Here is a 21,880-nt window from a genome sequence, read left to right on the forward strand (position 1 = left end):
GGGGCGCGCCGTCGTCCCGACCGGCGGATGCGGGGGAGGCAGGGGCGAGACGCCGACCGACCCTGCCTGCCAGCCCCGTGCGGCCGCGCCCCCCCCCGGCGGCGGGGCGGCGGCGGGGCCGCCCCCCCCCCCCACCGCCGGCCCGGCCGCGACCGCCATCCAGGAGCGGACCGGCCGGGCCGCCGAGGCGGGACGCGACGCGGACGACGAGGACGGCGACGACGACCTCGGCTGGTGGGCGAGCCTGCGCGCCGGGCTCGCCGAGGCGCACGCCGACCGGGCCGTCCGCGCGGCGATGCTGCTGGTCGCGGCGGTCGCGGCGGTCTGGGGGGCCCTCGAGGAGTACACGCCGCTGCTGGCGCGGGACACCGGCGTCGCCGAGGCGACGGTGCCGCTGCTGCTCCTGCTCATCTGGGTCGGGGTGAGCGTCGGCGGCCTGCTCGCCCCGGCGGGGGAGCGGCTGACCACCCGCGGGTACGCCGGGCTGCTGGCGGTGTCCGGCGTGGCCCTGGCCGCCGGGGCGCTGCTCGCCCGGCCCGTCGGGTTCGTGCTGGTCGCGGCCGCGTTCTGCGGCTTCCAACTCGCCACCGTGCTCGCCGACGCCCGCTTGCAGGCCCGGATCACCGGCAGCAGCCGGGCCACGGTCACCTCGCTCGCCGGGATGGCCACCGACGTGACGATCATCGCCGTCTACGGCGGGTACGGCCTGCTCGCCACCGGGGCCGGCAACGGGGTCGCCTTCGCGGTGGCCGCCGTGCCGTACCTGATCGTCGCGCTGCTCCTGGTGACGCGCGGCGGCCGGCGGGCCCGACGCGGGCCGGGTCGGGTGGCCGCCGGTCGCGCCGGCTGACGGCGGGCCCGGCGGCGGTCGGTGTGACCGCCGCCGGGCCGGTCCGCCGTCAGCCGGCGACGCGCCGGTCCGACCGCTGGTGGCCGGATCGGAGGGGTCGTGCCGGCGACGTGCTCATCGGCCCGCGCCTTCCAGGAGGTGCTTGAGCGCGGCCAGCCGGTCCCGCCAGTACGCCTTCAGCTCGGCCGCCTGTTCCGCCCCGGTCAGTTTCTCGTGCTGGACGGACACCCGGGACTTCGTCTCGCCCACGGCGGCGAAGCCCACCACGAGCCGGGTCGACCCGTCGCCCCAGTCGGCGCGGAACGTCCGGGGCGCGGTGGCGGTGCGGACCCGGACCTCCGCGTCGGGCAGCCACCGGCGGCGCAGCGCGTCGTCGGCGAAGGCGTCGAAGAGCCGCCGCACCGGTACGGCCACCGTGCGGCTGCCGGCGGCGGAGAAGCCGCCGCCGCGCCGCTGCCCGGGGGCGCGCAGGCCGCGCGTCTGTTCGTACCCGACGGTGAGGGTCTGCGCCCACCAGCCCGGCACCTCGTGCGTGGTGACCAGCCAACGGGCGATCTCGGTGTGCGTACGCCCGGTCGCGTCCCAGGCGTCGAGCAGGACGAACCACTCGTCCCAGCCGCGGCCGGTGCGCTCCCGCAGGAGCGCGTCGGAGATCCGCTCGGTCTGCACCGCCGTGCCCGACGACGTCGCGCCCGGCGCGGGCTTCGAAGGCTCGGGCGGCGCGGCTGCGGGCTCGGGCTCGGGCTCGGCGGCGGTCGACCGGGCGACGAGTTGCCGGCGGGCGGTCGTGTAGCTCTCGCCGGTCTTGTCCATCCGGGCCCGGACCCGGGTCTTGAACGACCTGTCACGCGTCATCACATGCTCCCTCGTCGACGGCGCGGGTCGCAGGGACTCACGCTCCCGTCGACCGCGCCGGATCAGGGCATGTGGCACGGCATCCCGAGAACGCGAGGCTCCCTTTGCCTCCGCGACGCCGGTGGCGTGAGCACCGGTAAGGAGGTGAGGCGCGGGACGGCGCCGCCACCAGCATACGCCGGGCGAAGGGACGGCGGGAGCGGGACGGGGCGGGGTCGGGGCAGCGGTCAGGGGCCGGCGGTCTCGCCGGTCTGCTCCCAGATCGAACTCATCTCGTCGAAGGCCTGCTCCATGAGCTGCACCATGGCCTGCCGGGCGCGCTCGCCGTCGCGCCGCTGGATCGCCTGGGCCACCTCCGCGTGCAGTTGGAGGGCCTGCTCGTGCGGGTGGTGGGGCATGAGGTGGTGCTGGTGCCGGCCGGTGAGCACCTCCGCGACCAACTCCTGCAGCCGGACGAACATCTCGTTTCCGGAGGCGATCAGCACCCGCCGGTGGAACTCGATGTCGAGCCGCAGGAAGCGCTCCTCGTCGCCGGCCTTGCCGGCGGCCCACATCTTCGCCGCGAGCCCGACGAGGTCGCTCGCCTCGTCGTGACCGACCCGGCTGGCCGCGAGCAGGGCGGCGTGCGGCTCGACGGCGGTGCGCAGCTCGGTGATCGAGCGGAGCTGGGCGATGCGGCCGGACGAGGCGAGCCGCCAGCGGATCACCTGCGGGTCGAAGACGTTCCAGGCGTTCGTCGGACGGATCATGACGCCGACCCGTCGGCGGGTCTCGATGAACCCGATCGAGGCGAGCACCCGCAGGACCTCGCGGACGACCGAGCGGGACACGGCGTACCGCTCGACCAGTTCGTCGATGTTGAGGACGGCCCCGGCCGCCAGTTCGCCACCGCAGATGGCCGTGCCGAGGTGGTCGAGGACGCGTGCGTGCAGCCCGGCCTCGGCAGGGGCGATCGGGGCGACTGCGACCCCTGGGGAGGACGGTTTCACAGAGCGGATCATATCAGTTGGGTCTACCTCTTGAATAAATCTGCTTTTTCGGCCTAGCATCCCGACGTTAAGCGGATGTAAACAGGGAGGTGGCGGCCCCACCTCGGGCCCGGCCACGGCCACGGCTTAAGGAGAGATGGACGTGAGACGTCGATCAGTTATCGGGACTTCCCTGGCGATGGTCGTCGCCCTCGGCCTGTCCGCCTGCGGTGGCGGGGACGACGCCGGCGGCTCGGACACCGTGCGCGTGACGCTGGTGAACCACGTCTGGACGGACAACATCAAGAAGGCGCTGCCGGAGTTCGAGAAGCAGACGGGCCTCAAGGTCGAAGTGACCCAGCTCGGCGAGGACCAGCTCTCAGACCAGTACAACGTCAAGCTGAACGCCGGGTCCAGCGACATCGACGTGATGATGTACCGGCCCCTGCAGGAGGGGAAGCTGTTCGCCAAGAACAAGTACCTGGCCGACCTGACCGACAAGGCCAAGTCGGACGGCGCGTTCGAGTTCGGCGACTTCCAGACCGGGCCGGTGCAGGCCACCAGCTACGAGGACAAGCTGGTCGGGGTGCCGATCATCACCGAGCAGGAGGTCCTCTACTACCGCAAGGACCTGCTGGAGAAGTCCGGCTTCACGGCCCCGCCGAAGACCCTCGACGAGCTCAAGGCGCAGGCGGCCAAGGTCGAGGCGGACAACCCGGGCGTGGCGGGCTTCGTGTCCCGCACCGGCAAGGCGGCCGCCGTCACGCAGTTCTCCAGCTTCCTCTACAGCTTCGGCGGCGACTTCGTCGACGCCAACGGCAAGGCGTCGGTCAACACCGACCAGGCCAAGCAGGCGTACGCCTACTACGGCGGGCTGCTGCGCGAGCACGGCCCGGAGAACATCAGCACCGACATGAGCTGGTCCGAGGCGATGGCGATCTTCACCCAGGGCAAGGCGGCCTTCTACACCGAGGCCAACTCGCTCTACAAGAACGCCACCGACCCGGCCAAGTCGAAGGTCTCCGAGACCGTCGGGTTCGCCGCCTTCCCGGCCGGCCCGGCCGGCTCGAAGCCGTACAACATCCCCTCGTGGGCGCTCGGCGTCAACGAGACGTCCAAGAACCAGGACAACGCCTGGAAGTTCATCCAGTGGGCGGCCGGCAAGGAGCAGGCGCTGGCGCAGCAGAAGGCCGGCGTCCCCAGCGCCCGCACGTCCGTCTGGGAGAACCCGGAGGGCTCGGCGAGCTACCCGAAGGACCTCGCCGAAGCCACCACGGTCAGCACCGCCAACGGCGTGGGCCACGACCGTCCGCTGGTCGTGAAGGTCGCCCAGGCGCGGGAGATCGTCGGCCAGCCGATCGTCGACGCGATCACCGGCAAGGACGCGGCCGCCTCGGCGGACGCGGCCAACGAGGCGTTCCAGAAGTTCCTCGACGACGAGGCGAAGTAGCCCGAGGCGCAGGTGGCGGAGCCGACCGGCTCCGCCACCCCGCGTCGGGACGCTGGCCCTGACCCCCACCCGGAGACCTCATGTCAGCCGTCACCACACCAGTCAAAAGATCGACCGAGGCGCGTCCGGCGTCCCCGGAGACCTCAGCCTGGTCGCGCTGGGCCAACGAGCACCGTAAGTGGCTCTTCGCGGCACCCGCCATGGCGTTCGTCGCCGTGCTGATCGTCTTCCCGGTGGCCTGGACCGGGTACCTCAGCCTGACCGACGCCGAGGGCTCGGTACGCGCCGAGAGCGAGTTCATCGGCTTCCAGAACTACCTCGACGTGCTCACCGACACCGACCGCTTCTGGCCGGCCGTGTGGCGCACCGCCCTCTTCACCGGCGTCGTGCTCCTCGTCGAGGTCGTGCTCGGCATGGCGATCGCCCTGCTGCTGTGGCGGCCGTTCCGCGGTGAGAAGTGGGTCCGCGTCGCGATCCTGCTGCCGCTGGTCGCCACCCCGGTCGCGGTCGGCATGATGTGGCGGCTGATCTTCGACCCCAACATCGGTATGGCGAACCAGGTGCTCGGCTGGGTCGGGATCGGCCCCCAGCCCTGGCTGTCCGGGCAGAGCTCGGCCCTGCCCACGACGATGTTCATCGACATCTGGCAGTGGACGCCGATGGTCGTGCTGATCCTGCTCGCCGGCCTGACGTCGCTGTCCGACGAGCCGCAGGAGGCGGCGCTGATCGACGGCGCCAGCACCTGGCAGCGGTTCCGGCACGTCACCCTGCCGCTGCTGATGCCCACCGTGATCGTCGCGGTCCTGCTGCGCGGCATCGACGCCCTGAAGACCTTCGACATCCTCTACGCCACCAAGGGGCGCGGCGGCGGGTCGTTCCACGAGGTGGAGACCCTCAACGTCTACGCCTACGGCCTCAGCTTCGACTACAACGACTACGGCGTCTCGTCGACGGTCCTCATCATCTTCTTCCTGATCATCATCGGGGTGATGTGGGCCCTGACCTACCGCAAGAAGGGGCTGGACCGATGAAGCCGAGCAGGCCGTTCAAGGTCTTCCGGGCGGTGGCCCTGGTCGTCGTGGTGTTCTCGCTGGTGGCGCCGCTGCTCTGGATGATCCTCGCGTCGCTGAAGACCAACGTCGACATCTACGACACCGACAAGGCGTTCTCCTTCTCGCCCACCCTGGACAACTACGGCACGGTGCTGGAGCAGGCGAACTACGTCCAGTTCATCGGCAACAGCCTCTGGGTGGCGTTCGCGGCGACCGTGCTGTCGCTCCTGCTCGGCGTGCCCGCCGCGTACTCGATGAGCCGCTTCAACATGAAGAAGTCCGCGCTCGTCGTGCTCATGGCCCGGGTCATCCCCGGCGTCTCGCTGCTGGTGCCCTGGTACTACGTCTTCTCGAACCTGCAGATGGTCGGCGGGTTCACCGTGCTGATCCTCAGCCACATGTTCGTGTCGCTGCCGCTGATCGTCTACATCATGATGGGCTACTTCGACGGCCTGCCGGCCGAACTCGAGGAGGCGGCGCTCGTCGACGGGCTGACCCACATCGGCGCGTTCCGGCGGATCACCCTGCCGCTGTCGGTGCCCGGCATCGCCACCGCGGGGATCCTGTCCTTCATCTTCTCCTGGAACAACTTCATGTTCGCCCTCGTGCTCTCCGGCGCCGACACCAAGACGCTTCCCGTGGCGATCTTCGACTTCGTCGGCTACGCCAGCATCGACTGGGGCGGCCTGATGGCGGCGGCCACCGTGGTCACCGTGCCGATCATGGTGATCGCCCTGTTCGTGCAGAAGTACATCGTCTCCGGCCTCACCGCCGGCGCCACGAAGGGCTGAGGACGCCATGACGACAATCGAAAAGGTCGAGACCTTCCTCGTCGCGCCGCGCTGGCTGTTCGTCCGGGTGCAGACCTCCTCCGGCATCGTCGGCTGGGGCGAGGCGACCTGCGAGGGCCGTTCCGAGACCGTCCGCACCGCCGTCGAGCAGCTCAGCGAACTGCTGATCGGCCAGGACGCGCTGCGCATCGAGGACCACTGGCAGGTCATGACCAAGGGCTCGTTCTACCGGGGCGGGCCGATCCTGGCCAGCGCCGTGTCCGGGCTCGACCAGGCGCTGTGGGACATCGCCGGCAAGCACTTCGGCGCGCCGGTGCACCAGCTGCTCGGCGGTCCGGTCCGGGACCGGATCCGGGTCTACGGCTGGGTCGGCGGCGACGAGCCCGCCGAGGTCCGCGACCAGATCGCCGCCGCCGTCGAGACCGGCCTGACCGCGGTGAAGATGAACGCGTCCGGGAAGATGAGCCCGGTCGCCTCGGTCGCCGAACTCGACGGCGTGGTCCAGCGGGTGGCCGCCGCCCGCGAGGTGCTCGGCGACGAGCGGGACGTCGCGGTCGACTTCCACGGCCGGTTCACCCTCGCCACCGCCCGCCGGGTCGCCCCGCTGCTCGAGCCGTACCGGCCGTTCTTCCTCGAGGAACCGGTGGTCCCGGAGAACTCGCACCTCATCGGCGAGTTCGTCCGCTCCACCACCACGCCGGTGTCGACGGGGGAGCGGCTCTACAGCCGGCAGGAGTTCCTGCCGGTGCTGCAGGCCGGCATCGCGGTCGCCCAGCCGGACCTCTCGCACGCCGGCGGCATCACCGAGGTCCGCAAGATCGCCGCGCTGGCCGAGGTGTACGACGTGCAGCTCGCCCCGCACTGCCCGCTCGGGCCGATCGCCCTCGCGGCCTGCCTGCAGGTCGGCTTCGCCACGCCGAACTACCTGATCCAGGAACAGAGCATCGGCATCCACTACAACCTCGGCGCCGAGGTGCTCGACTACTGCCTCGACAAGACCCCGCTGACGTTCGTCGACGGGTACGTCGAGCGGCTCACGGCACCCGGACTCGGCATCGAGATCGACGAGCACGCCGTGCGAACGGCGGACAAGCGCGGCCACGCGTGGCGCAGCCCCACGTGGCGGCACCGTGACGGCTCCTACGCGGAATGGTGATCACATGACCCTCGACCTCACCGCCGAACTCACCGACGCCCGCATCCTCGCGGTCATCCGGGGCACCGACACCGCCGGCGCGATCGCCGCCGGCGCCGCCCTGCTGGAGGAGGGCGTACGCCTCGTCGAGGTGGCCCTCACCACGCCGGACGCCCTGCGGGCCGTCGAGGCGCTGCGCGGGGTCGCCCCCGCCGGCTCCCTGGTCGGCGCCGGCACCGTGCTCACCGCCGCCGACGTGGCCGACGTGGCCGCCGCGGGCGCCCAGTTCGTGGTGACGCCGGCCGTGGTCGAGTCGATCCCCGAGGCGGCCCGCCGGGGCATTCCGGTCGCCGCCGGCGCGTTCACCCCGACCGAGGCGTACACCGCCATGCGGATGGGGGCGTCGGCGATCAAGCTGTTCCCGGTGTCGGTCGGGGGCCCGGCGTACCTCAGGGCGGTGCGCGACCCCTTCCCGGACATCCCGTTCGTCGCGGTCGGCGGCGTGGGCCTGGCCGACGTGCCCGGCTACCTGAAGGCCGGCGCGATCGCGGTCGGCGTCGGCGGGCCGCTGGTCGGCGACGCCGCCTCCGGCGGTGACCTGGACGCGCTGCGGACGCGGGCCCGCACCTACCTCGCCGCCGTGCGGGAGCCGGCCGCGTCATGACCGCACCCGACCTGCTCACCTTCGGCGAGACCATGGTGTCGCTGCGCTCCGCCGGCCCCCTCGCCGCCGGCGGACCGCTGACCATGCACCTGGCCGGCGCCGAGTCCAACGTGGCGGTGGGGGTGGCCCGGCTGGGCCACCGGGCCGCCTGGGCCGGCCGGGTGAGCACCGACGAGTTCGGCGAGTACACGCTGCGGCAGCTGCGCGCCGAGGGCGTCGGTGTCGACGGCGTGACCCGCGACCCGGACCGGCCGACCGGCCTGATGTTCCTGGAGCAGCGCACCGCCGACCTGACCCGGGTGCAGTACCACCGGGCCGGATCGGCCGGGTCGGCGCTGCGCGTCGCCGACCTGCGGGCGCCGCTGGCCGCCGGCGCCGGAATACTGCACCTGACCGGGATCACCCCGGCGTTGTCCGACGCCGCCCGCGCGGCCACCCGCTGGGCCGCCGAGGCCGCGGCCGAGGCGGGCATCCCCGTCTGCCTCGACGTCAACTACCGCGCCCGCCTCTGGTCCCGGGACGCCGCCCGCGAGGTGCTCACCCCGCTGGCGGCGTACGCCTCGATCGTCATCGCCTCCGCCGACGAGCTCGACCTCGTCGGCGACCCGGGCGCCGACGAGTCCACGGTCGTGGCGGACCTGTTCGGGCGGGGCGTGGACACCGTCCTGGTCAAGCTGGGCGCCGACGGGGCCCGGGCGCACACCCCGGACGGCGTCCAGCACGTCGGGGCGCTGACCGTGACCGCCGTCGACCCCGTCGGCGCCGGGGACGCGTTCACCGCGGGCTACCTGTCCGGCTGGTTCGACGGGCTCGACCTGGCCGGTCGCCTGCGCCGCGCGGCCACCCTCGGCGCCTTCGCGGTCTCCAGCCGAGGCGACTGCGAAGGGCTGCCCCGCCGCGCCGAACTGTCCCTTCTCGACGGCCACGAGACGGGCAGCGTCCTCCGTTAGCCGCCCCGCGCACCTGTAGAAGAAAGGCATCCCGTGAAGATCGTCGCCGCTGACGTCATCGTCTCCAGCCCCGACCGCAACTTCGTCACCCTGAAGATCACCACCGACGACGGGATCACCGGCCTGGGCGACGGCACCCTCAACGGCCGCGAACTGTCGGTCGCCTCGTACCTGCGCGACCACGTCGTCCCGCTGCTGATCGGCCGCGATCCGCACCGCATCGAGGACACCTGGCAGTTCCTGTACCGCTCGGCGTACTGGCGGCGCGGGCCGGTCACCATGGCGGCCATCGCGGCGGTGGACGTGGCGCTGTGGGACATCAAGGCCAAGGCCGCCGGCATGCCGCTGTACCAGCTGCTGGGCGGGGCCTCCCGCACCGGCATCATGGCCTACGGCCACGCCTCCGGCCGCGACATCCCGGAGCTGTTCGACTCGATCCGCCGGCACCTGGAGCTCGGCTTCCGGTCGATCCGCGTGCAGACCTCCGTGCCGGGCATCAACGCCGTCTACGGCGTCGCCGCCCAGCCCAGCGCCGACGGCAAGCGGTACGACTACGAGCCGGCGCAGCGCACCCCGCTGCCGGCCGAGGAGGACTGGGACACCCGCGCCTACCTGCGGCACCTGCCCGGCGTCTTCGAGGCGGTCCGCAACGAGTTCGGCCCGGAGCTGCCGCTGCTGCACGACGGCCACCACCGGATGACCCCGATCCAGGCCGCGAAGCTGGGCAAGGCCCTGGAGCCGTACGACCTGTTCTGGCTCGAGGACTGCACCCCGGCGGAGAACCAGGAGGCGCTGCGGCTGGTCCGCCACCACACCACCACCCCGCTGGCCATCGGCGAGATCTTCAACACGGTGTGGGACTACCAGACCCTCATCCGCGAGCAGCTGATCGACTACGTCCGGTCCGCCGTCACCCACACCGGCGGCATCACGGCCATGCGCAAGCTGCTCGACTTCGCCGCCCAGTACCAGATCAAGTCCGGCATCCACGGCCCGACCGACATCTCGCCGGTCGGCATGGCCGCCGCGCTGCACCTGGACCTCGCCATCCACAACTTCGGCATCCAGGAGTACATGCAGCACGGGCCGCTCACCAACGAGGTCTTCCGGCAGTCGTTCACCTTCACCGACGGCTACCTGCACCCGGGCGAGCAGCCGGGGCTCGGCGTGGAACTCGACGAGGAAGCCGCCGCGAAGTTCCCCTACGTGCCGGCCTACCTGCCGTTCAACCGGCTCAAGGACGGAACCGTCCATGACTGGTGAGAGCCGCCGGAGCGGCGCGGCCGCGACCCGGCACGTGGTCGTGATGGGGGTCTCCGGGGCGGGCAAGACGACCGTGGCCCGGGGCATCAGCGCCCGTACCGGACTGACCTTCGCCGAGGCGGACGAGTTCCACTCGCCGGCCCACGTGGAGCAGATGCGGGCCGGCGTGCCGCTGGACGACGCCGCGCGGCTGCCCTGGCTACGCAACCTGGCCGCGTGGATGGCGGACCGCTCCGCCGAGGGCGTGTCGACGGTGCTGGCCTGCTCGGCGCTGAAGCGCTCCTACCGCGACGTGCTGCGCCAGGGGCCGCCGAGCGTCGAGTTCGTCCACCTGGACGGGCCGGCCGAGGTGATCCGGGACCGGTTGGCCCGGCGTGCCGGGCACTACATGCCGGCGAGCCTGCTGGAGTCGCAGCTGGCCACCCTGGAGCAGCCCCATCCGGACGAGTCGGTGCTGGTGCTCGACGGCTCGCTGACGCCGGACGAACTCGTCTCGGCGGCGGTCGACGGGCTCCGCCTGCACACCGGCGTCGCCACCAGCGGGTAGCCACGGCCCGGTCGCGGCGCCCCGGCCCCGCGACCGGGCGTCACCCCGGCAGCGCGTCGAGGTAGACCCAGCGCCCGTCCTCGCGGACGAACCGGCTGCGTTCGGTCTGCGTCCCCGGCCGGCCGCCGGCGCGGTAGTGGGCGCGGAACTCGACGACGCCGGTGGCGTCGAAGAGCCCGCCCCGGTCGGCGTCGACGATCTCCAGCCCCGTCCAGCGCTGGCCGGGTTCCAGGTCGAGCCGGCGCGGCCGGGTCGAGGAGTGCCAGCTGCGCAGCAGGTACGCGGTGTCGCCGACGGCGAAGGCGCTGTACCGCGAGCGCATCAGCGCCTCGGCGGTCGCCGCGTCGGCCTCGCCCCGGTGCAGTCGCCCGCAGCACTGCGCGTACGGCTGGGCGGAGCCGCACGGGCAGGTCCGGTCGGGGTCGTCGGCCGCGCTCCGGCGGGGTCTGGTCGCCACGGGCCCATTCTGGCCGACGGCCCGCCGCGACCGGCGTCCGGACCCCGCGCGCGGGCGTCCGCCCCGGCGCCGCACGCCGACGGGTGCGGTCCATTGCCGGAGCACCCGCCGTGCGGGCCGGGTCAGCGGCCGCTCGTCCGGGCTGTCCGCCGGTTGCCGAAGGACTCCATGGTCGTCGCCTTGCGGGCCGGCGCCTTCGCGGCCGCGCCGGCACGGGTCGCGGCGGCCTTCGCCGTCTTCTTCGCGGGCGCCTTCTTCGCCGGCGCGCCCGTGGCCGGCGCCTTCCGGGCGCGGGCGGGGGTCGCCGTGGCGGAGGTGGCCTTCTTCCGGGCCACCCGGGGCGTCGTCGACGTCGGCTTCTCACCCGGGGTCTTGGCCGCGGTCGTCCCGGTGGCCCGCTTCGTGGCCGTCGCCACCTTCTTCGCCGCCGCCGTCCGCTTCATCGGGGCCTTGCGCGCCCCGGTTGCCTTCCTGGCCCGTCCTGCGTCCGCCATCGTCGCTCCTCGGGAATCGGCCCTGGGCGCACCGTCTTCCCCCGGCCCCGGCGGTCAAACGCCGGCAGGTGCTGGGCGTCCGGCCGGCCGGTACACGCGGGCGCGTGGCGCGGGCCGGATCGGACCAGTCGGCGCGACGGAAATCGGCCCTGCCGGTGGGCCGATCGGTCGGTCAGGCTCGCAGGGACTTTCCCCGAGCGTCGACGGACTGGAACCCTCGCAATGACGACCGCCGACATGTCATTTGGGGAGCGCGACGTAGCGCCACTTGCTGTCGCCCGGGTCCTCCCTACCGTCGCTGAGGTCGATTTCGACCCCGGAAGGCTCCAGGGCATCCCGCAGCCGACGCATCATGGCCGCGCTGACGTAGTGGTGCTGGAGGTCGAGCCACCTCAGGTGAGTGAGGGGCCGGCCGTTGAGAAGCGCCGCGGCGCCGGTGTCCGACAGGGCGCCCATGGACAGGGCCAGGGACCGCAACTGTGCGACGACGGGAGCCTCGGCGACCGCCGCGGCAATCTCGTCCTGCAGCATGCTGTTGAGCAGTCCCAGGTGACGCAGCGCAGGGAAGCGTTCGCCGGAGAGCAGTGCTGCCAGGTCAGCAACGGTGGTGTCGCCCCCGCGATCCCGGACTCCGAGCCACAGCTCCAGTTCCTTCAGCGCGGGCAACTCGGAGGCGCAGAGTCCGCGCGCCACCTGGGCCGGAAGGCCAGCGCTCTCGAACTCCAGGTACTGCAGCGAAGTGTGGCGCAGCGGTGAGACGGCCATGCCTGGCCCGCCGCGCGCTTCGAACCGCTCCAGCAGAGGATAGGCGCTCAGCAGGGGGGTCACATCGGTCTGCCGGATCCAGGAGATGTCGCAATCCTCGTAGGAGATGTCCCCGAAGTGGAAGGCTCGCAGGCCGGTCAGTCGGTCCGCTGCGGCGACGGCCAGGCCGAGAATGGGCGCGGGGTCGAACTCATATGTGTCCGCCCAGCCGCCGAATACCAGGGCCCGTACCCCGGCGAGGTCGACCGCCTGGAGGAACTGCTGCCACGTCTCCGCGAAGCTCTGGTCGCTGTCGCACCCGCCACCACTCACGCGCCATGCCACCGACGCTGCTTCCTGTAGGTCACCGTCACTGGTGAAGTCGACGACCGGTAGGCCGTGAAACGTGTCTAGGTCACCCGGCATGGTGCAACTCCTCAGTTGCTGTGTTCTCGGTCATCGCTATCGGGGCAGCTCGATCGGCAGCGGCACGGGTCGCTTGGCGACCCGGTCGTCGCCGGAGGACCGCCCGCGCGCGTGCCGGACCAGCCAGGGCAGCAGGTGCCGGCGGGTCCAGGCCAGCTCGGCGCGGAGCACCTCGTGGCGCCGACGGCGCGGTGCGGTCTCCAGCGGGCGCGTCCAACCGTCGTCGGTTTCCGGCAGCCCGACGGTGTGCGCGAGCGCGGCGGCGATCCGCTCGTGGCCGGCGCTGTTGGCGTGCAGCCGGTCGTCGCTCCACAGCCGAGGGTCCGAGGCGACCGGGTGGGCGCCGAGGTCCAGCAGGGCGGCCCCGGTCTCGGCGGTCACGGCGCGCAGCGCGGCGTTCAGCGCGAGCATCCGGCCGCGCAGCGGGCGCGCCAGCGGCATCACCGGCACCGGGTCGGGCAGGGTGTAGGTCAGCACCGTGGCGCCCTGCCCGACCAGCGCCCGCTGCATGGCCCCGACGTCCTCGGCGACCCGGTCGGCGTCGAAGGAGGGGCGCAGCACGTCGTTCATCCCGGCCACCACGGTGGCGAGGTCCGGCGCGAGGTCGAGGGCGGGTTGCAGCTGCTCGGCGCGGATGCGGGCAGTGGTGCGTCCCCGGATCGCCAGGTTGGCGTACTCCAGGCCGCCCTGCGCGTGGGCCACCGCGAGGGCGAACCGGTCGGCCCAGCCCCGGTAGCCGCCGGCACCGTCGGGGTCGTCGAGCCCCTCGGTGGTGCTGTCGCCCACCGCCACGTACCGCTGCCACATCACGTGGGCGAGGGTAGCGGCCGACGGTCAGGCCAACTCGCGGGCCACTGCCGGGGAACCTCCGGCTCGGCCTGACCGGGCGGGTGGCGACCTCCGCTCAGAGCCAGCCGGAGCGGCGGAAGAGGCGGTGCAGGGTGACCGCGACCAGTGCCATCAGGCCCAGCGCGGCCGGATAGCCGTAGCGCCAGTTCAGCTCGGGCATGGTGGCGAAGTTCATGCCGTAGATCCCGGCGATCCCGGTCTGGGTGGCGGCGATGGCGGCCCAGGCGGCGATCTTGCGCATGTCGTTGTTCTGGTCCACCGCGAGCTGCGCCAACCGGGACTGCAGGATCGAGTTGAGCAGGTCGTCGTAGGCGGCGACCCGGTCCACCGCCCGGGTCAGCCGGGCGTCCACGTCGACGAACCGGCGGCGCAGGCCGCGCGGCGGGTTGTCGGGGCGCTCGTCGAGCAGCGACCGCAGCGGCGCCTGCAACGGCTGCACCGCCCGCTTGAACTCCACGATCTCCCGCTTGAGCTGGTAGATGTGCTGGATGTCGGCGGACCGGTCGCGCGCGAAGACCGTCTCCTCGACCCGTTCCAGGTCCCGCTCCACGTGCCCGGCGACCTCCAGGTAGAGGTCGACCATCCGGCCGCAGACCGCGTACGCCACCGCCCACGGGCCCTCCGCGAGCACTGCCGGGCGGCGCTCGATGTCGGCGCGGACCGGGGTGAGCGCGCCCGCGGCGCCGTGCCGCACGGTGATGACGAAGCGGTCGCCGAGCAGCACCATCACGTCCCCGGTGTCGATCACCTCCGAGGTGTCGGTCAGCTCGGCGTGCTCCACGTACCCGGCGGTGCGCAGCACCAGCAGGGTCACGCCGCCGTCGCGCCGCACCGTGGGGCGGTGGCCGTCGGCGAGCGCCTGCTCGACCGTCAGGTCGTCCAGCCGGAACGTGCGGCCGACCGCCGCCATCACCGCCGGGTCCGGCTCGTGCAGACCCAACCAGACGAAGGCGCCGCGGCTGCGGCGACTGCGGGCGTACGCGTCGGCGTAGTGCGGGCGGCCCGGCTCGCGCCGTCCGTCGACGTAGACGGCGCAGTCCACCACGGCGTCCGGGTTGGACCGTCGGGGCTCCCGCTCGCGCTGCCCGGGGACCGGCCGGCCGAGCAGCCGGTCGAACACGGCCGACAACCGCAGCCGCTCCCTCACCCGCTGCGCCACCCGTCCACCTCCGCGTCGCCGGCATCCGCGCGGACACCGTACTCGGGCCCGGCGAATCCTGGGTCACGGCACCCGGGTGGCGAAGACGACGACGTTGTCGACGTAACCGCCGACGCGCCGGTCGAACCGGCCGCCGCAGGTGATCAGGCGCAGGCCGGCCGCCCCGCTGGGGCCGTAGACCAGGTCGGTGGGGAAGCGGTCCTTCGGGTACGACGCGACACCGTCGACGGCGAAGGTCGCGACGCTGGCGTCGGCGCGGGTGATCCGCACCGTGTCGCCGGCCCGGAGCCGGCCGAGGTCGAAGAAGACGGCCGGCCCGGCGGCGGAGTCCACGTGCCCGACGATCACCGCGTTGCCGGTCTCACCGGGGCTGACTCCGTGCCGGTACCAGCCGGCGAGGGTGGGCCGGTCCAGCGGTGGCACCTCCAGGTGCCCGTCGGCGTCGGCGCCCACCGGGACGATCGGGGCCCGCACGTCGATGGCCGGGATCCGCACGTCCACCGGTTCGGCCCGGCCCAGCGGCGGCACCGACGGCGCGGGGCGGGCCCCGGGTGGCGCATCGGCGGCCCCGGGCCGGGGCGGGCGCGGCGGGGTCGTCGCCACCCCGGCGGTGACCAGGCCGAGCCCGGTGGTGCCGAGCAGGGCGACGACCGCGACCGCCCACCCGGGCCTGCGCCAGGACACGTTCCCACCTCCGTACGCGTTCGCCCGGGTGCCCGCTCCGGCGTTCACCGGTGCGGGCACCCGTCGCGGGGATGGACGGCTCGGCCGTCGGTCAGAGCGTGGCGCCGGCCATGTGGCGTCGGCGGCGGGCCAGGATCAGGGCGCCTCCGGCGGCGGAGCCGAGCAGGACGCCACCGGCGGCGAGCGCGCCGGCCCCGTCGGTGTCGTCGCGGCCGCCGGCCTGGGCGCCGCCGATCGGGGTGACGGTGAACGTGGCGCTGCCGGCCGAGCTGCCGTCGCCGCAGGTCGCGGTCACCGTGTAGGTGCCCAGGGTGAAGCCGGCGGTGAAGAGTTCCGCGCTCAGCCCGCCGCCGGCCGCCGCCGTGGTGGACCGGACGTTCTGGTCGCGGTTCGGCCCGGTGACGTGGAAGATCGCGTCGCCGGACTTGGGGTTGCACGTCGTCGCGGTGAGCACGACCGTCCCGCCGACCGGGGTGGTGGCCGGTGACACGACGGTGTCGGCCAGCGCGGCGCCCGGGAGCAGGAGCGTGCTGAGGCCCACGCCGACCGCCGCCGATACGAGAACTGTTGTGACCTTCATGCGCGTCTCCCTCACTTTTCGTCCGCTGACTGCGTGGGACGTCGTTCGGGTGGCCAACTCCGTGACTAGCACCGGTGTGACCAACCCTAGGAGGGTTGGACCCCCGATCCGGTGAAAATGAGAAATCCTCGTTGCCGTCACGTGTCCACCCCGGAGGCGGAGGGAGCAGCGGAAATGCCGGCACGGCCCGCCCGCGAGGGTTGGCCGGGGCCGATGCCGTCAGTGCCGGGCTGTCTGGGCCTGGGTCGGTCTCGGCCCGTGGCGGGGACGATGCGCGGGGGCGGGCCGGTCTCGTCCGTGCCGCCGCCGGCGCCCTGTACGCACCGAACCGGTGGCGAGGTGTTCGACCGGCACGGAAAAGTGCCTCCGGAACAGGCGGATGAGACCTCGAACAATCTCGTCGTGCCAGCCCGGAAGGCACTTTCGCGTTCCCGGCCTACCGGCCGGGCGGCCCTCAGGAAAGGTCGGGGCTAACAGGTTGACGAACTGGAAATCCGGATCTTGTCAACGGTGCCGTACTGGGACAGGTAGAGCGGGCTGTCCGGGCGGAGGCATACCTGCCTGCCGTTGGTGAAGTGGAAGTAGGCGACGTCGTCGTTGCGGGAGTTGAAGGCGTAGGCGGAGCCACGGCTGGACGAGCCGAGAGTCTGCCAGGTGCTGGTAACGTCCTGATACGCCGCAGTCGGCCGCTGTGCCGTCCAGTCCCCGGGGGTGAGGTAGAAGCACACGCGCGGATAGGTGCACCCGTAACGAGTGCTGGCCTGGGCGGCCATCGGGGCCACCAGTGCGCCGGCGACCAGCGATGAGGCGACAACCGCAGCTGAGGCGACGACTTTCTTCAACATGTAATAGACCTCCCCGTGCGTACCGCCCCCGTGGCAGTACGCATTTAAGGTGACATATGTAAATAATTACTGTCAATGGCTGCGTAACATTGTTGGCTCATCGCGGCCCGGGCCGTCGTACGGAGCCAGACGGTGGTGGGTGGCCGGCGGCCAGCAGCGCGCCAGTGTCGCGCGAATCCCGCGTGCCGGGTGTCGGCGGGGCCGGTAGGGTCGCCCGGTGACGGAGATCAGGACCGAACGGCTGCTGCTGCGGAGCTGGCGGGATTCCGACCTCGCCCCGTGGGCGGCGATGAACGCCGACCCCGAGGTGCGCGAGCACCTCGGCCCGCTGCTCGGCGCCGAGCAGGCCGCCGCCTCGGCGCGGTCGTTCCAGGCCGCCATCGACACGCTCGGCTACGGCTTCTGGGCCGTCGAGGTCCGCGACGGTGGCCGGTTCATCGGCTTCGCCGGCCTGGACCGCGTCGACGACGGGCTCCCGGTCAGCGGGGTGGAGGCCGGGTGGCGGCTCGCCCGCCCCGCCTGGGGCCACGGCTACGCCACCGAGGCGGCCCGGGCCGTCCTGCGGTACGGCTTCGACACCGTCGGACTGCCGGAGATCCTGGCGATCACCACCGCGACGAACGTACGCTCCCAGGCGGTCATGCGCCGCCTCGGCATGACCACCGACCCGGCCGACGACTTCGACGACCCGGACGTCGAGTCCGGCCCGCTGCGCCGGCTGGTCGTCTACCGCACCCGGGCGGGGGACCGCTGAGCACCTGACGCGCCGCCCGGTCGGCCGGCGCGCCGGTCAGGGCAGGACAGCCGCCCGGTCGGCCGGCGTGCCGGTCAGGGCAGGACAGCCGCCCGCTCCGGTGCCGCGCGGAACTGCCGGTCGACCAGGGCCAGCAGGGCGGCGTGCGTCTCCGCGTCCGCCGCGACGAGCAGCCCGCCGACGCCGGTGTGCAGGGGTTGTCCCCTCAGGCCGGTCACCACGCACCCGGCGGCCTGGCACAGGGCGATGCCGCTGGCGAAGTGCACGCTGTCCCGGACGTCCCGGTCGGTGACGTACGCGGCCCGCCGCCCGGCGGCCACCCACGCCAGCGCCAGCGTCGTGGAGAGCACCCGGGGACGGAACCGCGCGGCGAACTCCGGATCGGCGAGCAGCCGCAGCGCGTCGAACACGGGCGCGTTCGGGAACGGCGGGTCGAGGTCGACGTCCACCAGCCGCGACCGGGCCGACGGCACCAGGGCCTCGTCGACGCCGTCGCGGCGCACGTGGGCGCGGCCGTCCCCGACCCAGAACAGCTCCCCGGCGAGCGGGTCGGCGGCCGCCGCGGCGGTGATCTCCGCGTCGACGCGCAACGCCACGTTCACCGCGGCGAGCGGGGTCCGCGCCGCGTAGTTCAGCGTGCCGCAGAGCGGATCGACCAGCCAGGTCCGGGCCGCCGAACGGGAGCCGCCGTGCCCGCTCTCCTCCCCCAGCACGGCGTCGTCCGGCCGCGCACCGCGCAGGACGTCGAGGATGGCCTGCTCCGACTCCAGGTCGGCCACGGTGGCGAAGTCGCCGGGGCCCTTGTCGAACCGGTCCAACGTGCCGCCGTAGTAGGCCCGTACGACGGCCGCGCCGGCCTCCGCCGCGGCGATGGCCAGATCGGGGTCGGTGTTCGCCATGGCTGCACGGTAGACCGCCGGCGTCGGCGAGCCCGTCCTCAGCCCCGCACCGTGGGATCGGTCACCCAGCCGGCGAGCAGCACCAGCCCGGTGAACCGGTGCACGGCGAGGAACCCGAACGGACGGTCGACGTCGAGGCGCACCCGCCGCCTGCGTGCGGTGAGTCGCGGCGGGGCGGAACCCGCCCGCACGGAGAGGGCGGTGACCACGGCGGCGCGGAAGCCCGTCGCGCTGAAGGTGGCCGTCGCGCTCTGCCGCGCCTGCGAGACGGACAGGAGCCGGGCGATGCCGGGGAAGTGGTCGCCGTCCCCGGTCGCGGTCGCCAGGCCGAACGTCGCCGGCCGCTTCAGCAGGTCGTGGTCGGCGGAGACGGTGAAGCCGACCGTGGAGACGTACAGCTCCGGCCGGTCGTCGTACGCGTCCACGACCTGTTCGGTGACCCCGGGTCCGGCGGCGACGGGCAGCGCGGACGGCGCGCCGAGGCCGCCGATCGCGGCGGGCAGCACCTCCGCCGCCGTGCGCCCGGGCGCGCCCAGGGCGAGCACCACGTCGACGTCGGCGGTGCCGCGCACGGTCAGCAGGCTCAGCGGGCCGGCGGCGGTGTCGGCGACCCGGAGCGCGTCGAGGTCGTGGCTCAGCCGGCCCAGCCCGGCGAGCCGGCGGCCCCGCCACGGCCCGCCGGCCGGTTCGCACCGGGCGTCCCGGAACGGCTCGGCCCACTCGGTCAGCAGCGACAGCGCGCTGGCCAGGACCATCGCGGTGTCCGGGGTGACCTGCACCGGCATCCGGGGGACCAGGCCGTCGGTGTGGGTGGCGGCCCACTCGTCGAGGGCCCGCTGGTCCTGCGCCTCGTCGCCGGTCAACTCCCCGCGCATGGCCGCCGGCACCTCCCGCAGCCACCGGTCGGTCAGCCGGAGGTCCCGCCGTGCCCAGGTGGCGAGCGCGAGCCGGGTGGTGGGGGAGCGGTCCAGGTCGAACCGGGCCGGCTCGGGGGCGACCGCGAGCAACTCGTCGCGGGCCGGCCCGGCGGCGTAGGGTGCGAGCAGCGCCAGCAGCGGGTACACGCCCGCACCGGACAGGACGGTCTGCTCCCCGTCCAGGCTGGACGCCCAGCGGGCGGTGAGCGCGTTGGCGGCCGTGGTGCTCATGCGGTGCGGACCCTCCGGTGGTGGCGACGGTGCCCGTCGCCCGGCGGGGCGACCGCCGGCACCCTACCGCCGCGCGGCACCCGGCGGGTGCCCGCGACCGCCGGCCCGGCCGGCCGGTGGCCGGTCGTCGAGGAGGGTGTGGCAGCGTGGTCGGCGTGACCGCCTCCGCACCGCTGGACGTCGACCTGGCCCTGGTCGGCGGCGGCGGTGCCGCGTCGCTGGTGCTCGCCGCCCTGGACCGGCACGGTGTGCGTGACCTGCGGGTCGCCGTCGTCGACCCGGTCCACCGGCGCGGCCAGGACCGCACCTGGGCGTTCTGGGACCACCCCGGCAACGACCTGGACCCGCTGCTGGCCGCGAGCTGGCGACAGGTCGAGGTCGCGACGCCCGCCGGCCGCCGCGTCCTGGACCTCGCCCCCCTGCGGTACGCCATGCTGCGCTCGGGCCCGGTCTACGACCGGGCTGCCGAGGCCGAGCGGCGGCTCGGCGTACGGCGGATCGTCGCGCCCGTCGACAGCCTGCACGACGACGGCGGGCACGTCACGGTGCACGTCGGCGGGGGCCGGCCGGCGCTCCGCGCGTCCTGGGTGCTGGACTCCCGGCCCCGGCCGCCCCGCCGGCCCGGCCGCACCAACTGGCTCCAGCACTTCCGGGGCTGGTGGCTGGAGTCCGAGGCGCCGGTCTTCGACCCGGCCCGGGCCGTCCTGATGGACTTCCGCACCCCGCAGCCCGCCCGGGGCGTGTCGTTCGGTTACGTCCTGCCGGTCAGCGACCGGTACGCCCTGGTGGAGTACACGGAGTTCTCACCCGACCTGCTCAGCGACGCCGGGTACGACGCCGCGCTGGCCGGCTACCGCGACCTGCTCGGCCTCGACCCGGCGCAGCTGCGGGTACGGGAGGTGGAGAACGGCGTGATCCCCATGACCGACGGCCCGTTCGACGCCCGGCCCTCGCCCCGGGTGGTCCGCCTCGGCACGGCGGGCGGCGCCACCCGGCCCTCCACCGGCTTCACCTTCTCCGCCATGCGCCGCCAGGCCGAGCAGGTCGCGGCTGCCCTCGCCGCCGGCCGGCCGCCGGTGCCCGGGCCCGCGTACCCCCGCCGGCACCGCTGGATGGACTCGGTCGCGCTCCGGGCGCTGGACGCCGGCGGCGTCGGTGGGCCGGAGTTCTTCGACCGGCTCTTCGACCGCAACCCGGCCGAGCGCGTGCTGCGGTTCCTCGACGGCGCCACCACCCCGGCGGAGGAACTGGCGGTGATGAGCTCCACCCGGCTGCTGCCGATGGTCGCCGCCGCCGCCGGCGACGTCGTCGCCCGGCTCCGGGACCGCCTCGACCCGGCTCGCCGGTCGGCGACGTGGACGGTCCCGCCGCCGGTGCGGAGCGGCCGGACCGACGCCGACGGCTGACGGCGTGCGTCTGTTGCCCTCGTGGGCGTGGCGGCCGGGCCGGCCCTCCCGTCCGTGCATCGACAGCCGCGGCGCCGGGTCGGCTGCCCCGACGGCGGGAGAGCCGTTCGGGATTCGGTAGGTTGCCGACATGGCGGACGAGACGACCGGCAGGGTCGTGCAGATCTGGACCGACGGGGCGTGCAGCGGCAACCCCGGCCCCGGCGGGTGGGGCGTGGTGCTGCGCTACGGCGCGCACGAACGGGAGATCTGCGGCGGCGAGGCGACCCCGACCACCAACAACCGGATGGAGCTGATGGCCGCCATCCAGGCCCTGGAGAGCCTGACCCGGCCGGTCACCGTCGAGCTGCACACCGACAGCACGTACGTGCGCAACGGCATCACCAGCTGGCTCGCCTCGTGGAAGCGCAACGGCTGGCGGACCGCCGCGAAGCAACCGGTCAAGAACGCCGACCTGTGGCAGCGGCTGGAGGCCGCGTGCGCCCGGCACCGGGTCACGTGGCTGTGGGTGAAGGGGCACAACGGCCACCCGGAGAACGAGCGCGCCGACGCGCTGGCCAACCGCGGCATGACCGAGGCCCGCGCCGCCGCGGTCCCGGCCGGCCGCTGACACGGTCAGCGGCCGGGACCGCCGACACTATTCGCGGTTCGGGTCGACGGTGCCGGAGACGTCGGCCACGTCGTAGCCGGCGCGGCTGACCTCCCGGGCCGAGCGCCGGTCCTCGGCCGGCAGGTCCGCGAAGTCGTCGCCGGTGTCGTCGGTGCTGTGCAGGGACTCGCCCGGCGGACGCAGCGACGCCTGCATGGCGCTCGCGCCGTCCGGCTCGTCGGTGGCGGCCCGGTCGGTACGGTTCTGTTCGGTCATGCCGCCCCTCCTGCCCCCGTGGGGTGATCGCAAACGCCCGGTCCC

Annotated in this window: 24 protein-coding genes and 1 pseudogene; 12 read left to right on the forward strand and 13 right to left on the reverse strand. The window is 73.6% G+C overall.

All coding sequences use genetic code 11. The features are described from left to right. A pseudogene (locus ABZ793_RS24555) lies at positions 1-850 on the forward strand (hypothetical protein); the annotation flags it as partial. Positions 851-964: 114 nt separating this feature from the next. Here the strand turns inward: ABZ793_RS24555 and ABZ793_RS24560 are convergent. Both ABZ793_RS24560 and ABZ793_RS24565 read right to left on the reverse strand, forming a co-directional pair. Further along, positions 965-1,705, reverse strand: coding sequence for a hypothetical protein (locus ABZ793_RS24560; RefSeq protein ID WP_357461333.1), 741 nt, complete (start codon positions 1,703-1,705; stop codon positions 965-967). A gap of 227 nt (positions 1,706-1,932) precedes the next feature. Further along, entirely contained in the window at positions 1,933-2,694 is a 762-nt protein-coding gene (locus ABZ793_RS24565) for an FCD domain-containing protein (protein ID WP_357461336.1), read from the reverse strand. Positions 2,695-2,836: 142 nt separating this feature from the next. Between ABZ793_RS24565 and ABZ793_RS24570 the strand changes: the two genes are divergently transcribed. The 8 genes from ABZ793_RS24570 (at position 2,837) to ABZ793_RS24605 (ending at position 10,525) form a co-directional block, all read left to right on the forward strand. Further along, on the forward strand, positions 2,837-4,123 hold the full coding sequence (locus ABZ793_RS24570; RefSeq protein ID WP_357461338.1) for a sugar ABC transporter substrate-binding protein: 1,287 nt from the start codon (positions 2,837-2,839) through the stop codon (positions 4,121-4,123). Between the two features lie 80 nt (positions 4,124-4,203). After that, positions 4,204-5,154, forward strand: a complete 951-nt coding sequence (locus ABZ793_RS24575; protein WP_357461340.1) for a sugar ABC transporter permease — start codon at positions 4,204-4,206, stop codon at positions 5,152-5,154. Then, positions 5,151-5,966: a carbohydrate ABC transporter permease gene (locus ABZ793_RS24580; RefSeq protein WP_357461343.1), complete on the forward strand. Its 816-nt coding sequence runs from the start codon at positions 5,151-5,153 to the stop codon at positions 5,964-5,966. The genes ABZ793_RS24575 and ABZ793_RS24580 overlap by 4 nt, the downstream gene beginning before the upstream one ends. Before the next feature lie 7 nt (positions 5,967-5,973). Next, complete coding sequence (gene dgoD, locus ABZ793_RS24585) at positions 5,974-7,122, forward strand: galactonate dehydratase (RefSeq protein WP_357461346.1); 1,149 nt, start codon at positions 5,974-5,976, stop codon at positions 7,120-7,122. 4 nt (positions 7,123-7,126) lie between these two features. Further along, on the forward strand, positions 7,127-7,765 hold the full coding sequence (locus ABZ793_RS24590; RefSeq protein ID WP_357461349.1) for a bifunctional 4-hydroxy-2-oxoglutarate aldolase/2-dehydro-3-deoxy-phosphogluconate aldolase: 639 nt from the start codon (positions 7,127-7,129) through the stop codon (positions 7,763-7,765). Next, complete coding sequence (locus tag ABZ793_RS24595; RefSeq protein ID WP_357461351.1) at positions 7,762-8,715, forward strand: sugar kinase; 954 nt, start codon at positions 7,762-7,764, stop codon at positions 8,713-8,715. The genes ABZ793_RS24590 and ABZ793_RS24595 overlap by 4 nt, the downstream gene beginning before the upstream one ends. A 33-nt stretch (positions 8,716-8,748) precedes the next feature. After that, positions 8,749-9,978, forward strand: coding sequence for a D-mannonate dehydratase ManD (gene manD / locus ABZ793_RS24600; RefSeq protein ID WP_350708225.1), 1,230 nt, complete (start codon positions 8,749-8,751; stop codon positions 9,976-9,978). Then, a complete protein-coding gene (locus ABZ793_RS24605; RefSeq protein WP_357461355.1) occupies positions 9,968-10,525 on the forward strand; it encodes a gluconokinase in 558 nt (185 codons plus the stop codon). Before manD ends, ABZ793_RS24605 begins: the two co-directional genes overlap by 11 nt. Before the next feature lie 40 nt (positions 10,526-10,565). On the opposite strand, the gene ABZ793_RS24610 is transcribed toward ABZ793_RS24605, so the two are convergent. The 8 genes from ABZ793_RS24610 to ABZ793_RS24645 all read right to left on the reverse strand — a co-directional run bounded on the left by ABZ793_RS24610 (position 10,566) and on the right by ABZ793_RS24645 (position 16,763). Next, positions 10,566-10,982 (reverse strand): YchJ family protein, encoded by a 417-nt coding sequence (locus ABZ793_RS24610; RefSeq protein ID WP_357461357.1) that lies wholly within the window; start codon positions 10,980-10,982, stop codon positions 10,566-10,568. Positions 10,983-11,104: 122 nt separating this feature from the next. Beyond that, positions 11,105-11,476 (reverse strand): hypothetical protein, encoded by a 372-nt coding sequence (locus tag ABZ793_RS24615; protein ID WP_357461359.1) that lies wholly within the window; start codon positions 11,474-11,476, stop codon positions 11,105-11,107. A gap of 240 nt (positions 11,477-11,716) precedes the next feature. Continuing rightward, positions 11,717-12,646, reverse strand: coding sequence for an STM4015 family protein (locus ABZ793_RS24620; RefSeq protein ID WP_357461361.1), 930 nt, complete (start codon positions 12,644-12,646; stop codon positions 11,717-11,719). A gap of 36 nt (positions 12,647-12,682) precedes the next feature. Next, the gene (locus tag ABZ793_RS24625) at positions 12,683-13,453 is read right to left on the reverse strand and encodes an SGNH/GDSL hydrolase family protein (RefSeq protein WP_357461530.1); all 771 of its coding nucleotides are present in this window, start codon (positions 13,451-13,453) and stop codon (positions 12,683-12,685) included. A gap of 97 nt (positions 13,454-13,550) precedes the next feature. After that, positions 13,551-14,654 (reverse strand): magnesium and cobalt transport protein CorA, encoded by a 1,104-nt coding sequence (locus ABZ793_RS24630; protein WP_357461364.1) that lies wholly within the window; start codon positions 14,652-14,654, stop codon positions 13,551-13,553. 63 nt (positions 14,655-14,717) lie between these two features. Beyond that, positions 14,718-15,338, reverse strand: coding sequence for a class F sortase (locus ABZ793_RS24635; protein ID WP_357461367.1), 621 nt, complete (start codon positions 15,336-15,338; stop codon positions 14,718-14,720). 91 nt (positions 15,339-15,429) lie between these two features. Beyond that, the gene (locus ABZ793_RS24640) at positions 15,430-15,918 is read right to left on the reverse strand and encodes a hypothetical protein (RefSeq protein ID WP_357461369.1); all 489 of its coding nucleotides are present in this window, start codon (positions 15,916-15,918) and stop codon (positions 15,430-15,432) included. A 470-nt stretch (positions 15,919-16,388) separates the two neighbouring features. Then, a complete protein-coding gene (locus ABZ793_RS24645) occupies positions 16,389-16,763 on the reverse strand; it encodes a hypothetical protein (RefSeq protein WP_357461371.1) in 375 nt (124 codons plus the stop codon). 217 nt (positions 16,764-16,980) lie between these two features. Between ABZ793_RS24645 and ABZ793_RS24650 the strand changes: the two genes are divergently transcribed. Then, positions 16,981-17,517 carry a GNAT family N-acetyltransferase gene (locus tag ABZ793_RS24650; RefSeq protein ID WP_357461373.1) on the forward strand — a complete coding sequence of 179 codons (537 nt, stop codon included), beginning with the start codon at positions 16,981-16,983 and terminating at the stop codon, positions 17,515-17,517. A 74-nt stretch (positions 17,518-17,591) separates the two neighbouring features. Here ABZ793_RS24650 and ABZ793_RS24655 read toward each other — a convergent pair whose 3' ends face one another. Together ABZ793_RS24655 and ABZ793_RS24660 are read right to left on the reverse strand one after the other, a co-directional pair. Next, a complete protein-coding gene (locus ABZ793_RS24655) occupies positions 17,592-18,416 on the reverse strand; it encodes an inositol monophosphatase family protein (protein WP_357461376.1) in 825 nt (274 codons plus the stop codon). 38 nt (positions 18,417-18,454) lie between these two features. After that, positions 18,455-19,564, reverse strand: coding sequence for a hypothetical protein (locus ABZ793_RS24660; protein ID WP_357461379.1), 1,110 nt, complete (start codon positions 19,562-19,564; stop codon positions 18,455-18,457). A gap of 155 nt (positions 19,565-19,719) precedes the next feature. On the opposite strand from ABZ793_RS24660, the gene ABZ793_RS24665 reads away from it, so the two are divergent. After that, positions 19,720-20,970 carry a lycopene cyclase family protein gene (locus ABZ793_RS24665; RefSeq protein ID WP_357461381.1) on the forward strand — a complete coding sequence of 417 codons (1,251 nt, stop codon included), beginning with the start codon at positions 19,720-19,722 and terminating at the stop codon, positions 20,968-20,970. Between the two features lie 130 nt (positions 20,971-21,100). Further along, on the forward strand, positions 21,101-21,580 hold the full coding sequence (rnhA, locus tag ABZ793_RS24670; RefSeq protein WP_357461384.1) for a ribonuclease HI: 480 nt from the start codon (positions 21,101-21,103) through the stop codon (positions 21,578-21,580). A gap of 27 nt (positions 21,581-21,607) precedes the next feature. On the opposite strand, the gene ABZ793_RS24675 is transcribed toward rnhA, so the two are convergent. Continuing rightward, a complete protein-coding gene (locus tag ABZ793_RS24675; RefSeq protein ID WP_357461387.1) occupies positions 21,608-21,835 on the reverse strand; it encodes a hypothetical protein in 228 nt (75 codons plus the stop codon). Positions 21,836-21,880: the final 45 nt, after the last annotated feature.

It is taken from the genome of Micromonospora sp. NPDC047465, assembly GCF_040643125.1.
In the GTDB taxonomy this organism is placed as follows: domain Bacteria; phylum Actinomycetota; class Actinomycetes; order Mycobacteriales; family Micromonosporaceae; genus Micromonospora.

What these genes read in the sequence shown, in the direction of transcription:
- ABZ793_RS24575 (WP_357461340.1), top strand. Translation starts at nt 4,204, where the DNA reads ATGTCAGCCGTCACCACACCAGTCAAAAGATCGACCGAGGCGCGTCCG.
- ABZ793_RS24660 (WP_357461379.1), bottom strand. Translation starts at nt 19,564, where the DNA reads ATGAGCACCACGGCCGCCAACGCGCTCACCGCCCGCTGGGCGTCCAGC.
- ABZ793_RS24625 (WP_357461530.1), bottom strand. Translation starts at nt 13,453, where the DNA reads ATGTGGCAGCGGTACGTGGCGGTGGGCGACAGCACCACCGAGGGGCTC.
- ABZ793_RS24590 (WP_357461349.1), top strand. Translation starts at nt 7,127, where the DNA reads ATGACCCTCGACCTCACCGCCGAACTCACCGACGCCCGCATCCTCGCG.
- ABZ793_RS24615 (WP_357461359.1), bottom strand. Translation starts at nt 11,476, where the DNA reads ATGGCGGACGCAGGACGGGCCAGGAAGGCAACCGGGGCGCGCAAGGCC.
- ABZ793_RS24655 (WP_357461376.1), bottom strand. Translation starts at nt 18,416, where the DNA reads ATGGCGAACACCGACCCCGATCTGGCCATCGCCGCGGCGGAGGCCGGC.
- ABZ793_RS24560 (WP_357461333.1), bottom strand. Translation starts at nt 1,705, where the DNA reads ATGACGCGTGACAGGTCGTTCAAGACCCGGGTCCGGGCCCGGATGGAC.
- rnhA (WP_357461384.1), top strand. Translation starts at nt 21,101, where the DNA reads ATGGCGGACGAGACGACCGGCAGGGTCGTGCAGATCTGGACCGACGGG.
- ABZ793_RS24645 (WP_357461371.1), bottom strand. Translation starts at nt 16,763, where the DNA reads ATGTTGAAGAAAGTCGTCGCCTCAGCTGCGGTTGTCGCCTCATCGCTG.
- ABZ793_RS24640 (WP_357461369.1), bottom strand. Translation starts at nt 15,918, where the DNA reads ATGAAGGTCACAACAGTTCTCGTATCGGCGGCGGTCGGCGTGGGCCTC.
- ABZ793_RS24620 (WP_357461361.1), bottom strand. Translation starts at nt 12,646, where the DNA reads ATGCCGGGTGACCTAGACACGTTTCACGGCCTACCGGTCGTCGACTTC.
- ABZ793_RS24595 (WP_357461351.1), top strand. Translation starts at nt 7,762, where the DNA reads ATGACCGCACCCGACCTGCTCACCTTCGGCGAGACCATGGTGTCGCTG.
- ABZ793_RS24675 (WP_357461387.1), bottom strand. Translation starts at nt 21,835, where the DNA reads ATGACCGAACAGAACCGTACCGACCGGGCCGCCACCGACGAGCCGGAC.
- ABZ793_RS24605 (WP_357461355.1), top strand. Translation starts at nt 9,968, where the DNA reads ATGACTGGTGAGAGCCGCCGGAGCGGCGCGGCCGCGACCCGGCACGTG.
- dgoD (WP_357461346.1), top strand. Translation starts at nt 5,974, where the DNA reads ATGACGACAATCGAAAAGGTCGAGACCTTCCTCGTCGCGCCGCGCTGG.
- ABZ793_RS24580 (WP_357461343.1), top strand. Translation starts at nt 5,151, where the DNA reads ATGAAGCCGAGCAGGCCGTTCAAGGTCTTCCGGGCGGTGGCCCTGGTC.